The 12724-nt window shown below is 43.7% G+C and carries 10 protein-coding genes and 1 other annotated feature; of the genes, 5 read left to right on the top strand and 5 right to left on the bottom strand.

Annotated elements, in window-relative coordinates; all coding sequences use genetic code 11:
• Nucleotides 1-514: 514 nt before the first annotated feature.
• The 3 genes from clpB to rluD form a co-directional block, all read right to left on the bottom strand.
• The gene (gene clpB / locus R8O10_RS20980; RefSeq protein ID WP_005381873.1) at nucleotides 515-3088 is read right to left on the bottom strand and encodes an ATP-dependent chaperone ClpB; all 2574 of its coding nucleotides are present in this window, start codon (nucleotides 3086-3088) and stop codon (nucleotides 515-517) included.
• A gap of 144 nt (nucleotides 3089-3232) precedes the next feature.
• Complete coding sequence (pgeF, locus tag R8O10_RS20975; protein ID WP_017636152.1) at nucleotides 3233-3961, bottom strand: peptidoglycan editing factor PgeF; 729 nt, start codon at nucleotides 3959-3961, stop codon at nucleotides 3233-3235.
• A 1-nt stretch (nucleotide 3962) separates the two neighbouring features.
• Nucleotides 3963-4940 (bottom strand): 23S rRNA pseudouridine(1911/1915/1917) synthase RluD, encoded by a 978-nt coding sequence (gene rluD / locus R8O10_RS20970; RefSeq protein WP_005381875.1) that lies wholly within the window; start codon nucleotides 4938-4940, stop codon nucleotides 3963-3965.
• 136 nt (nucleotides 4941-5076) lie between these two features.
• Between rluD and bamD the strand changes: the two genes are divergently transcribed.
• The 5 genes from bamD to yjjX all read left to right on the top strand — a co-directional run bounded on the left by bamD (nucleotide 5077) and on the right by yjjX (nucleotide 10066).
• On the top strand, nucleotides 5077-5805 hold the full coding sequence (gene bamD, locus R8O10_RS20965) for an outer membrane protein assembly factor BamD (RefSeq protein ID WP_005381876.1): 729 nt from the start codon (nucleotides 5077-5079) through the stop codon (nucleotides 5803-5805).
• 148 nt (nucleotides 5806-5953) lie between these two features.
• Nucleotides 5954-7435 (top strand): lytic transglycosylase F, encoded by a 1482-nt coding sequence (locus tag R8O10_RS20960; RefSeq protein WP_318191700.1) that lies wholly within the window; start codon nucleotides 5954-5956, stop codon nucleotides 7433-7435.
• Nucleotides 7436-7760: 325 nt separating this feature from the next.
• Nucleotides 7761-8087: a ribosome hibernation-promoting factor, HPF/YfiA family gene (gene hpf, locus R8O10_RS20955; RefSeq protein WP_005381889.1), complete on the top strand. Its 327-nt coding sequence runs from the start codon at nucleotides 7761-7763 to the stop codon at nucleotides 8085-8087.
• A 108-nt stretch (nucleotides 8088-8195) separates the two neighbouring features.
• Nucleotides 8196-8317 (top strand) — a sequence feature (Phe leader region).
• A gap of 12 nt (nucleotides 8318-8329) precedes the next feature.
• Entirely contained in the window at nucleotides 8330-9508 is a 1179-nt protein-coding gene (gene pheA, locus R8O10_RS20950; RefSeq protein ID WP_017636154.1) for a prephenate dehydratase, read from the top strand.
• A 24-nt stretch (nucleotides 9509-9532) separates the two neighbouring features.
• Entirely contained in the window at nucleotides 9533-10066 is a 534-nt protein-coding gene (gene yjjX, locus R8O10_RS20945; RefSeq protein ID WP_005381891.1) for an inosine/xanthosine triphosphatase, read from the top strand.
• A gap of 110 nt (nucleotides 10067-10176) precedes the next feature.
• Here the strand turns inward: yjjX and trpR are convergent, their stop codons facing one another.
• Complete coding sequence (gene trpR / locus R8O10_RS20940) at nucleotides 10177-10485, bottom strand: trp operon repressor (RefSeq protein ID WP_005381892.1); 309 nt, start codon at nucleotides 10483-10485, stop codon at nucleotides 10177-10179.
• Between the two features lie 13 nt (nucleotides 10486-10498).
• Nucleotides 10499-12445: a transglycosylase SLT domain-containing protein gene (locus tag R8O10_RS20935; RefSeq protein ID WP_412035169.1), complete on the bottom strand. Its 1947-nt coding sequence runs from the start codon at nucleotides 12443-12445 to the stop codon at nucleotides 10499-10501.
• Nucleotides 12446-12724 lie beyond the last annotated feature (279 nt).

Raw genomic sequence — 12724 nt, 5'->3', positions numbered from 1 at the left:
CTTCAATTTAAGATTTTGTTCGGCTCAATGAATACTGAACATTACATAAGTAATGTTTGAATTGACTGTGCTGAATCTTTCGATTCAATGGTCACTTCGTATCATTGAAACCTAATTTGAAGCCTAAGCTTCTAATTGGATTATCATCAACGAGTGCCCACACAGATTGATAGGTCTATATTTTTAAAGAGCACACTTCGAAGTTCTCTTCAAAGTGGACGGCTATTTTAGCTAGATAACTTATCGTGTCAAACACTTTTTTAAGTTATTTATCTGCGAGTTAATTTTAACTCACTAACCGTAGTTGTTTAGGTTCCGCTTCACTTGCTTTCCCGTGACAACGGAGGCGCATTATAGGGAGTTCATTAAAGAACACAAGTGCATTTTTTAAAAAAACTCACCTTTTTAGTTTATTCGTATAGAAAACAGACAAAAGACTCTAAAAAACTATAGAAAAGGGGCCAAACGGCCCCTTTAGTGTGATTTTTATCTCAATTTTACTGTATCCATACAATTATTGATGAGCACAAATTTGGTCATTAGTAACAATTAGCTGCACTGTCTTGTCTGGAACGATTTCACCAGAAAGAATTGATTTGGCTAACGGGTTCTCGACATTCTGCTGAATTGCACGTTTTAAAGGACGCGCACCATACACAGGATCGAAACCAACTTGAGCGATCAAATCGAGCGCTTTGTCGGAAACTTCTAGTTGATAGCCTTTCTCCTCTAGTCGTTTCGCCAAACGTTCCAATTGAATAGAAGCAATGGACTTAATGTGTTCTTGACCAAGTGGATGGAACACCACGATTTCGTCAACACGGTTCAAGAACTCTGGGCGGAAGTGTTTGCTAACCACATCCATCACTTCACTCTTGATACCTTGATAGTCTAATGTTGCGAAATTCTCTTGGATACGAGATGAACCCAAGTTAGATGTCATGATCACAACCGTATTACGGAAGTCAACAGTACGACCTTGACCATCCGTTAAACGCCCATCATCGAGAACTTGCAGCAGAATGTTAAATACATCCGGATGCGCTTTCTCTACTTCGTCTAACAAAATTACCGAATACGGCTTGCGACGAACCGCTTCAGTTAAGTAACCACCCTCTTCATATCCGACATAGCCTGGAGGTGCACCAACCAACCTTGCCACTGAGTGTTTCTCCATGAACTCAGACATATCGATACGGACCATCGCATCTTCACTGTCGAACATAAAGCTCGCAAGTGTCTTACAAAGCTCTGTTTTGCCCACACCAGTTGGACCTAAAAATAAGAAGGAGCCAATTGGTCGGTTTGGATCAGAAAGCCCAGCTCGACTACGACGAATGGCATTCGATACAACAGAGACCGCTTCGCTTTGCCCTACCACACGATTATGCAGCACGTCTTCCATACGAAGTAGTTTCTCTTTTTCCGCTTCTAGCATCTTGGATACCGGAATGCCGGTTTGCTTAGAAAGTACTTCTGCAATCTCGTTGTCGGTTACTTTATTACGCAATAGCGTCATTTCCTGCATTTCAGCTTGGGTTGCAAGATCTAACTGCTTCTCAAGTTCAGGAATACGACCATATTGAAGCTCCGACATACGGTTTAGATCGCCAGCACGGCGAGCAAACTCCATGTCCATACGAGCTTGTTCAAGCTCAGACTTAATATGTTGAGTGCCAGAAAGAGCTGCTTTTTCTGTATTCCAAACCTCTTCTAGTTCAGCGTACTCACGTTCTTTTTCATTGAGTTCTTCATTAAGCGCTTTCAAACGCTTTTCACTCGCTTCATCGTGCTCGTTACTTAGTGCTTGCTGCTCAATTTTGAGTTGGATGATTTTACGCTCAAGCTTATCCAAGGACTCCGGCTTAGAGTCAATTTGTAAACGAATGCTTGAAGCCGCTTCGTCGATTAAGTCGATCGCTTTATCCGGCAACTGACGGTCGGAGACATAGCGATGTGACAAGCTCGCCGCAGCAACAATCGCTGGGTCAGTAATTTCGACGTGATGATGAAGCTCATAACGCTCCTTCAAGCCACGTAAAATCGCCACGGTATCCTCAACGGTCGGCTCATCCACCAGCACTTTTTGGAAACGACGTTCTAATGCTGCATCTTTTTCGATGTACTGACGATATTCATCCAATGTTGTTGCGCCAACACAGTGCAGCTCACCACGAGCTAATGCCGGTTTTAGCATGTTGCCCGCATCCATTGAGCCTTCACCTTTACCAGCACCGACCATAGTGTGTAGTTCATCAATGAAGAGGATGACGTTGCCTTCTTCTTTAGCAAGTTCATTCAATACTGATTTTAAACGCTCTTCAAATTCCCCACGGTATTTCGCGCCAGCAACCAGTGCGCCCATATCCAGTGATAGCACACGGCGACCACGCAGACCTTCAGGTACTTCATTGTTAACTATGCGCTGCGCTAAGCCTTCAACAATTGCTGTCTTACCTACGCCTGGTTCACCGATAATCACAGGGTTGTTTTTAGTACGACGCTGCAATACCTGGATAGTACGACGGATTTCATCATCACGGCCGATAACCGGATCCAATTTACCTTGCTCTGCACGTTCGGTAAGGTCTATGGTGAACTTTTCCAATGCTTGACGAAGCTCTTCTGCATTCGGATCATTGACCTTTTGACCACCTCTGATCTTTTCGATTGCCTGGCTGACTTTTTGCTCTGTTAAGCCGATCTCTTTGAGCAATTGCCCCAATGGTCCGCGATCTTCTAAAGCGGCAAGCAGGAAGACTTCAGACGAGATATAGGAGTCTTGACGCTTTTGCGCCACTTTGTCACACAGGTTAAACAATGTGCCCATCGAGCTAGAGAGCTGAACATCCCCACCGATGCCACTGACTTTTGGTAATCGATCTAACATTTCACTCAATTTAGAGCGTAAATGCGTTACGTCCACATCCAGCATAGTAAGCAATGGACGAATTGGACTGCCATTTTGATCAAGCAAAGCCACCATGAGGTGAACTGGCTCGATATATTGATGATCGCGCCCTAACGCTAGTGATTGAGCATCAGAGATAGCGATTTGAAACTTACTTGTGAATCGATCAAGACGCATATCTACCTTCCTAACCTCAACTAAAGGAAATTCTTTTGACAGTTAGAAAGATGGATACTCGGGTGGGGAATTTCAAGGGAGTGAATGAATAAAGATAGCTTTGCAAAAATAGTAGTATGCATCTTAGCACTTTGGTGCTTATAGCTAGTCTTCGATCCAAATAAAGGTTGCTTGTCGACCAGTCTTACCATCACGGCGATAAGAGTAAAAAGAGGCTTTATCTTGGTAAGTACAAAGTCCAGAATCAAACACTTGTGTCACACCAGCCCGGTTTAGACGTTGCGTTGCCAGCACCGACATGTCAGCAAACCATTTACCGTCGATATCGCGTGGAGCAAATGCTTGATTCGCCTGTGAATCAAAATCAACAAAAGCTTGCAGAACATCTTCACCCACTTCGAAGGCTTGAGGGCCAATGGCGGGGCCAAGCCACGCTATCACTTCACCAGAAAACAACGCTAACGCATTTTCGACAATGCCATTTGCTAAGCCGCGCCAACCTGCGTGAACAGCGGCTACTTGCGTACCTTGTGTATTAGTCAATAATACAGGTAAACAATCGGCGGTCATCGCTGAACAAATAACATGGCTTGAAGAAGTAAATACACCATCCGCATCAAGCACCTGTGTTGTTGGTTCATTTGCTTGAGCCACAACGGTTGAATGCGTTTGGTTTAACCAGATTGGCGCATTTGGCATGCTTGCCTGTTGCGCCAACCAAGCTCGGTTCTTCTCTACTAAAGACAAATCATCCCCAACGTGAGCACCTAAATTTAGCCCTTGGTAAGGGCCTGTCGAAAATCCGCCTATGCGTGTTGAGGCGAAAGCTTTGACATTTTTAGGCGCTGGCCAATTCGGAATGATTCTCTTCATATTAGAACTCTTCCGGTAAGCCGTGCTCTTCTGTATCTTGACGAAGCGCTTCAGTCATCACAACCATGTCATCAGGCACAGGGGCATGAAACTCAAGAACTTCGCCCGTAATTGGGTGCTCAAAGCGCAGCATTACTGCATGCAATGCTTGGCGATCGAAGCCACGGATCATTGCCGTTAGCTCTTCAGACGCACCTGTCGGGATGCGAGCACGTCCACCATATGCAATATCACCGAGCAGCGGATGCTGAAGATAAGACATGTGCACACGAATCTGGTGCGTACGACCCGTTTCTAGACGCAAGCGAATACGCGTGTGTTCGCGGAAGCGTTCAGCAACACGGTAGTGCGTTACTGCTGGTTTGCCCATTGGTGCTACCGCCATAAGCGTGCGCTTAGTAGAGTGACGACCAATAGGTTGATCCACTTTACCGCCCGCTGTCATACGACCAATAGCTATCGCTTCGTACTCACGAGTAATATTACGTTTTTGCAGTGCGCGAACCAGACGAGTTTGTGCAGGAACGGTTTTCGCCACCACCATCAAACCCGTTGTGTCTTTATCCAAACGGTGCACGATACCTGCACGAGGTACTTCTGCAATATCAGGGTAATGATGCAACAACGCATTAAGTACAGTGCCATCAGGCGTACCAGCGCCCGGATGAACCACAAAGTCACGAGGTTTGTTGATAACGATAATATCTTCATCTTCATAGACGATATCTAGCGGGATATCTTGCGCTTCCCAGCGTTCTTCATCTTCTAACTCGGCTTGCAATGTAATTTCCTCGCCACCCATTACTTTGGTACGAGGTTTAGTGACAACTTCACCATCAACTTGAACTTTCCCATCAAGCAGCCACTCTTTTAGGCGCGAGCGAGAGAAGTCCGCGAATAATTCGGCGATAGCTTGGTCTAAACGTTGACCTAACTGGCTATCTTTTACGGTATTTGTTAATACAATCTGCTGAGCCATATCGAACTTTTTTAAAAACTGTGAGACTAATGCTCACGACTGTGAAAAAATAGACTATTACGTCATTGTATCTGTTACTGGAAAGAAAGTAACGGCAGCTTAAGAAATATTTAGATTCAAGGAACAGACTCCTGATATGAAACGTCAGACTTTAACAGGCCTTTTAGCGGTATCCCTTCTGTTTGGATGTGCAAGCAAAGAAGAAATCGTTCCTGATGTGCCGCCTTCGGAACTGTATGCAGACGCACAGATTTCTCTTCAAAGTGGTAATTGGCTTTCTGCAATTGAGAAACTGGAAGCATTAGACTCACGTTACCCATTCGGTGCCTACTCAGAACAGGTGCAGCTTGACCTAATCTATGCGTACTACAAAAACGACGACCTTGCTTTGGGCTTGGCAACCATTTCTCGCTTTATGCGTTTAAACCCAACCCATGAAAAGATGGATTGGGTGCTGTACATGCGAGGTCTAAGCCACATGGCGCAAGATCGTAACTTTATGCATGATTTATTCAGCGTAGATCGAAGCGATCGCGATCCTGAACCGGTAAAAAAAGCGTTTGATGACTTCAAAAAACTACTTCAACGCTACCCGAATAGCCCATATGCAGAAGATTCACAAAAACGTATGGTTGCGCTGAAAAACCGTCTAGCGAACTATGATTTAGCGACTGCTGACTTCTACCTTCGCCGTGAAGCTTGGGTCGCTGCTATTAATCGCAGCCAAGAGCTACAAAAAGCGTATCCAGACACAGAAGCTGCACGTAAGTCACTGACTATCCAGCTAGAGGCCTACAAGCAACTTGGTTTGGAAGACGCCGTAGCAAGAACTGAAAAGCTTATAGAGCTCAACCCTGTGAAGTAATTGAACTTGCTTTAAACTGAACCGCCACCGTTTTTACCGTGGCGGTTTTTTATTACTCTCAATAGTGTATTCAGCCCTTTCTTGATGATCTTCCTAGCTCCACATATGCTTAAAGTTCTCCTCCCCCCTTTATAAAAAGGATGTGAACGTGACGATATCTAAGCTTTGCGCAGTTATGCTGCTCCTATTGTCTGCTTCCGTTTGCGCACTGCAAATCTCGCCGCTCAAACAGCCTCCTTATACCGGGGACCTCGATGTCATCAAGGAGAAGAATGTACTGCGCGTCTTAGTTTCTGCTGATTTAGGCTTTTACTACATTGAGGGCGGCACACCAAAAGGCATAGGCGCGGAATTGCTGGCGCATTTCGAAAAAGACCTTCGTAAACTCAAACCAAAGCTTAACGTACAAATTATTCCTGTTGCCCGCGACCAGCTACTGCCAGCCTTAGAAAACGGTTCAGGTGACTTAGTTGTCGCCAACCTGACTATTACCGACACGCGCAAACAGAAAGTGGAGTTCAGTTCACCCATCCTCACTGGTATTCAAGAGTGGGTAGTGACAAACAAAAGCACACCAGCGATGACGAAAATCGAACAATTGAGCGGCAAAGAGATTTGGGTGCGCGCCAGTTCTAGCTACTTTGAAAGCATTCAGACACTAAATAAGAAACTAAACAAAAAAGGCTTACCGCCTGTTATCGTGCACTTTATTGAAGAAACACTTCAAGATTATGAGCTGGTCGGAATGCTCAACAATGGTTACGTCAAAGCCATTGTTCTCGATAGCCATAAAGCCAAGCTTTGGCTGAAAGTGATGGATGATATTCGGGTTCACAAAAAAATCCCTATCCGCAAAAATGGCAAAATTGCTTGGGCAATGCGAGAAAATAGTCCCAAATTAAAAGCCGTCGTGAATAAGTTCATCCAGAAGTCTCGCTCTGGGACACTACTCGGTAACGTTATTTACGGTAAATACATCGATAATACGGGATGGTTGAACAGAGCTCTTAACCCTAAGAAAATTGCTCAACTAGCAAAACTCGCGGCGCTATTTTCACGCTATGGTGAGAAATACGATATCGACTATTTACTGATCGCTGCAATCGCTTACAAGGAATCAGGATTTAATAACGACCTAGTTGGAAGTCGAGGTGCCGTTGGCATAATGCAAGTCCTACCTAGCACCGCTCAAGATCCGAATATCAATATCAAAAATGTTCGACAATTAGAAAACAACATTCATGCTGGAGTGAAATACTTAGCTTTTTTGCGTAAGCAGTACTTCAGTGACCCTGATATTACTGCACAAAATAAACTCTACTTTACATTGGCGGCTTACAATGCGGGCCCCGGCAATGTAGAGCGTATTCGTAAGCGTGCAGCCCAACAAGGTTACGATCCTAATGTTTGGTTTAATAACGTTGAAGTCGTTATGCGGAAAAGTTTAAGCTCAACGGTTGGGTACGTCACAAGCATTAATCGCTACTACATAATATACAAACAACTAGAAAGTTTGGACCAAGTCAAAAGTCTAGAAAGGGTTTCACTAGCCCCAAAAGACCCCATTTTCATGATACCGCTACGAAAAGTCAGCCAAATGCCAGACAGTAAAAAGCCGCTTGTACAGTAAGCGGCTTTTTAAATGGATTCATTGGAGAGACTCAGTGATCGTCATCACACCTTACGTGTAGTTAAATTTTAACCACCTCAAATATTAGGCCGTAAAACTTCCCTAAAAACGAGGCCGTTTTCAGCTGAGTACTCTATCCAATCTACGGATTTACTAACCGATAACAAGCAATTTCACGATAAATCTCAGAAGTTCTTGAGTGAGATCACATTCATTTTTCATCATAAAAAACCCGAGCAAAATAATGATCTGAATCACATTTTTTTATGCTTAAAGCGGTAATCTGAACTCAACCCATGAGGGATGCAACAGAGGAAAAACACTTATGACAATGAATATCACTGGCAAAAACATCGAAATCACCTCTGCAATCCGAGCTCATATTGAGAGCAAATTTAAAAAACTGGAGAAATGGCAAGTAGACCTAATTGGTTGCCAAGCAACTTTCAGTGAGGAACCAAACAAACAGAAGAAATTCGAAGCGGTTATCAAAGTTCCTAAAGGCCAGCTCATTGCCTCAGCAACTCACGAAGATCTTTACGCAGCTATCAACGAAGTGGAGCAAAAACTAGAACGACAATTGAACAAGCTGACCCACAAACCTGAAGCTCGACGTGCAAGTAAGCCTGAGCTAGTGGAAGAAGAAGAGTAAACTGAACAGATTGAGGAAATAGCGCCGAAAGGCGCTATTTTTTTGCTTGACGCTCTCCCCAGCCTTGCTTATTGTGTTTAAACACTCATAAATTAAGCACTATTTATGCATTTAACCTCACTGTTTATTTTTGACTTCTTTTTCCTCCCATAGTTGGAGGGGCGAACTCGTTTGTGAAAGAAAAGTCAAAAACAAACAGAAAGCCTCCCAAATCGGGAGGCTTTTTTATAAGGAAAGAATTGATGACTGACCAACCTATTTCCCTCGAAGAAATTCGTTTACGCTTGAATGAGTTGGATGACCAACTTCTCAGCTTATTGTCTGAGCGCCGTAAACTCAGCATTGAAGTAGCCAAAAGCAAAGTACAAACCTCAAAGCCTGTTCGCGACGCCGTCCGTGAACAGCAATTATTGGTCAAGCTGATTTCTAATGGCCAAGATAAATACGAACTTGACGCGCAGTACATCACCAAACTTTTCCATACCATCATTGAAGACTCAGTTCTGCTTCAACAAAGTTATCTGCAAAATCTCGTTAACCCACAGCAAAGCCGTAAGCCACTTGCTCGCGTCGCTTTTTTAGGAGCCAAAGGCTCTTATTCGCACTTGGCAAGTCGCGAATACTTCAGTCGTAAAAATACGGAGCTTATCGAGCTCAACTGCGAGCACTTTAAAGAAGTGACTCAAACGGTTGAATCTGGCCATGCTGATTATGGCGTTCTGCCAATCGAAAACACCAGCTCAGGCTCTATTAATGAAGTGTATGACTTACTACAACACACGACGCTTTACATCGTTGGAGAGCTAACTCAACCAATCGAACACTGCTTGGTTGCGAAAAAAGACATTCGTCTGGAAGATATTAAAACGCTGTATTCTCACCCTCAGCCACACCAACAGTGCAGTGAGTTTTTAAGCCGTATGAAAGGGGTAAAGCTGGAGTCCTGCGCGAGCACAGCAGATGCAATGCAGAAAGTCCAAGAGATGGATCGTGATGATGTGGCTGCAATTGGTAATGCATCAAGCGGTAAGCTATATGGCTTGCAAGCAATTCAAGGCAACATCGCAAACCAAACCGAAAACCATACTCGCTTTATCGTGGTTGCTCGTAAACCGGTTGAAGTTTCTACTCAGATTCCAGCAAAAACCACATTGATCATGTCGACCTCCCAAGAGGCAGGCTCATTGGTTGAAACACTATTAGTGCTGCAACGTTACGGCATCAATATGACCAAGCTAGAATCACGCCCAATTATGGGGAACCCGTGGGAAGAGATGTTCTACGTAGACTTGACATCACATCTTGCTTCGACAGAAATGCAACAGGCACTTGAAGAGCTAACAAAAATCACTAAGCACTTGAAAGTATTAGGCTGTTACCCGAGTGAGAACGTAAAGCCTACGCAAGTAAAATTGAGTTAATAGACACTAGTGAGTAAAAAGATCATGGCAACCCAAAAAGTCGTAATCGCATCGCTAAACCCAGCCAAAATTAATGCAGTTCAAAGTGCATTTCGTAATGCATTTCCGCATCAAGAGTTCAACTTCGTTGGCATCAGTGTACCGAGTGAGGTCGCAGATCAGCCCATGACGAATGAAGAAACTCATCGTGGTGCGCTAAACCGCGTTAAAAACGCAAAAGTAGAGATGCCAAACGCGGATTACTATGTCGGTCTCGAAGCGGGAATTGAAGCAAACGTGACGTTTGCTTGGATGGTGGTTGAATCAGAGACTCACCGCGGTGAATCTCGTTCTGCAAGCTTAATGTTGCCGCCAAAAGTCTTGGAAAAACTCAAGGATGCGAATGAATTGGGAGATGTAATGGACGAAGTGTTTGGTACTGATAATATCAAACAGAAAGGTGGCGCTATTAGCCTACTAACCCAAAACCAGCTAACTCGAAGCTCGGTCTATCACCAAGCCTTGATTCTGGCTTTAATTCCATTCACAAACCCTGAGCACTTTCCTTCAAATTTATAACACTCAGCCTATTCTCTAGATACGCAAAAGGGCGGATATTTCCGCCCTTTGTAATACGTTATCTTAGTCAATTGTAACACCAAGGCCTAAAAGCAAATTGGATATACTGTCTACTTAGATACCGCAACTTGTTCTAACAAGACTTTCAACTTGTCTTTTTCTTCATCAGATTTCGACTTTAGTTCGTTAGAGCCACGAGTAATGGTGGCAATGCCCACACCAAGCATCTGACTGATCTGACGTTGAGATAATTCTCCTTTAAGAAGTTCGTTAATTATATTAACGCGTGATATTAATGACTCTCTCTCATCACGTGACATCAGCATAGTTAACAGCATGTCATCTTGCTGGGTGCCCATACTTGTTCGAATTAGCTCAATAATCTGTTGCCAGTCTTTGTACTCGGGTTCGTGCGACATCAAGTTACCTCACTCAATACTTGGTATTGATCTCATGTTGATTCAAGAACGCGCCATCGATACCCAAAAGATCACGATAGTATGTTTCAAACATCAAGATGTTTTGTACATAACCGCGCGTCTCTTTAAATGGAATTGCCTCAATAAAGGCATAAGCATCCACTTTTCCTTGGGTACGCTCTCGCCACGTTTTTACTCTGTTAGGACCTGCATTATAAGCAGCAAGAGCAAAAATACGATTATTATCGTAATCCTCTAATAAACCTTGCAAATAATGGCTACCAATTTCGATATTTTTTCCTACATTGTAGAGATCCTGAGTACCTTGATAACTCAACTTATATTTACGTGCCGTGTACTTCGCCGTCGCAGGCATAATCTGCATAAGACCACGAGCGCCGACTGGAGAGCGGGCTTCAACATCTAACGCACTTTCCTGTCGAGCGAGAGACATCATCGTGATGGGATCAATGTTGTGCTTTTTCGCATAAAAGTTAAACCACCAGCGGTGTGCTATTGGGAACCTAAGTTCGATATTATCCCACATCTGCGCTTGAATACTCGCGGTCACCGTTAGGTTATGCCAACGTTTAAATGATGCATAAGCCGCCAACATCGCCTTTTCATCTTTCCCTACGCGGCGCAGTAAGTGTGCCCATTCACTCTTCGCTGCTGCGATTTTATCCGTCGCGATCAACTCTTCGATACGAGCTAGCGAGTCTTGATAGGGTTGAACAACTTTCTTATCCAACTTAACCGTATGCGTTGGGTATTTGATTGATTGTCCGATTGCATTGGCGGCAGCCACACTGTAGAAGTTTCGTTGCCCAAGCAGAGTTGCTAAACGCTGTTTCCCCGCGATGTCATCACCTAACGCAATTTCACTTCTTCCAAGCCAATATTGCCAGCGTAGCGTGGCTTGTTCTTCTTTATTTAGAACAGCAATCCACTCTTGTACGCCTTTCCAATCTGCATTTTGAATCGCTAAGCGGATGCGCGTTTCAATCAACGGTAAGTACTGACTGGTTTTCGTTTTATCATCGCGCCATTTAGCTAATAACTCAGACTCCGTACGAGTCAATCGAAATGCAATATAGTCGGCAAGTTCTTGCGCTTTTTCTGGAGAAAACTTCTGTCCTTTAATGACGACATCGTACGCACCTTGAGCTTGGCTAGTGTTCATACGAGCCAACTTTTCTAACGCATATTCACTTTGCGCTCGATTAAAATCATTCGCAGGTTTTTTCTTCGCGAATTCCGCAACACTTGAAGGGTTATCAAACAGCGCTTTCATTTCTTTGGCTTGTTGCTTTGCCTGCGCTGATTTAGGCAGTTTGAGCAAGTAACTCATCAAACCGCCATTACGAGCATCAAACGCCAGTAACATACGCTGTAGAATCAGTTCATCGGTACGCTCACCCGCCTTGTCCCATGCTGCAAATAATGGGTCACACTCATCAGCAATGCTGATGCCACGTAACCACATATGTTCAGCCCCTTTAAATGCCGCGACTTTCTTGCCTTGCTTTAATTGAGCGACGTAGAAAATACATTGGTAACGCTCACCACTAGGAATGACTTTTTGAAACTCAGTAATGGTTTTCCAATCTTTTTGCTTATAAAGATGATTGAGGTATGGAGCGCGAACTCGACGAGAAAATGGAAAAGACTCGTGCTCAGAAATAAACTCGTTCACCTGTTGTGGTGACTTTTCCGGTAACTGTCTAATAAAAGTGCGGTAATCCACATAAGGCGTTAGTGGATAGTCAGAAATTTTAGGACGAATCGAAAGGTATCCATCGATGTCATTTTTATCTAATAAATCTTGAGCTTGCTCATATACTTCGCGCTGCTTTTCCAAACTCAGCGCGGCATTAGCACTCAAACTCATAGCACACAACGCGGCGGCGCAGCATACGTTTTTAGCCAATTCAGATACGTTGAATCTCATTTGTGTCATTTTCCCCAGACATATACTGCCCTAAAGCCTAGTTTTGTTAGAGTTCATGTGATGTTAAGGCAATTTTCACACATGCATCTATTTACACAGAATGCAGATGTCCATGTAAAGCAACTTAGTGTATTAAAAATTGTACTCGTAAAACTTTTAAGACGATGGAGACAAAGCGTTTCTAACTCGCATAGAAAACACTTCGTCATTCTTAACGAATAACAAAAGTGTATACCCTAACCGTGTAAGTTTCCGGTCAGCTCAAAATAAGAAATCCATTCGTTAGGG

The organism is Vibrio sp. 1727, assembly GCF_033344415.1.
GTDB lineage: Bacteria > Pseudomonadota > Gammaproteobacteria > Enterobacterales > Vibrionaceae > Vibrio > Vibrio alginolyticus.
The sequence above is the reverse complement of the archived record's forward strand: the minus strand, read 5'-3'. Positions and strand labels throughout refer to the sequence as shown.

Bases quoted from the DNA above. Each gene is read 5' to 3' on its own strand.
- clpB (WP_005381873.1), bottom strand. From the start codon at position 3,088: ATGCGTCTTGATCGATTCACAAGTAAGTTTCAAATCGCTATCTCTGAT.
- trpR (WP_005381892.1), bottom strand. From the start codon at position 10,485: ATGTCGCACGAACCCGAGTACAAAGACTGGCAACAGATTATTGAGCTA.
- R8O10_RS20935 (WP_412035169.1), bottom strand. From the start codon at position 12,445: ATGACACAAATGAGATTCAACGTATCTGAATTGGCTAAAAACGTATGC.
- pgeF (WP_017636152.1), bottom strand. From the start codon at position 3,961: ATGAAGAGAATCATTCCGAATTGGCCAGCGCCTAAAAATGTCAAAGCT.
- rluD (WP_005381875.1), bottom strand. From the start codon at position 4,940: ATGGCTCAGCAGATTGTATTAACAAATACCGTAAAAGATAGCCAGTTA.
- yjjX (WP_005381891.1), top strand. From the start codon at position 9,533: ATGGCAACCCAAAAAGTCGTAATCGCATCGCTAAACCCAGCCAAAATT.
- bamD (WP_005381876.1), top strand. From the start codon at position 5,077: ATGAAACGTCAGACTTTAACAGGCCTTTTAGCGGTATCCCTTCTGTTT.
- pheA (WP_017636154.1), top strand. From the start codon at position 8,330: ATGACTGACCAACCTATTTCCCTCGAAGAAATTCGTTTACGCTTGAAT.
- hpf (WP_005381889.1), top strand. From the start codon at position 7,761: ATGACAATGAATATCACTGGCAAAAACATCGAAATCACCTCTGCAATC.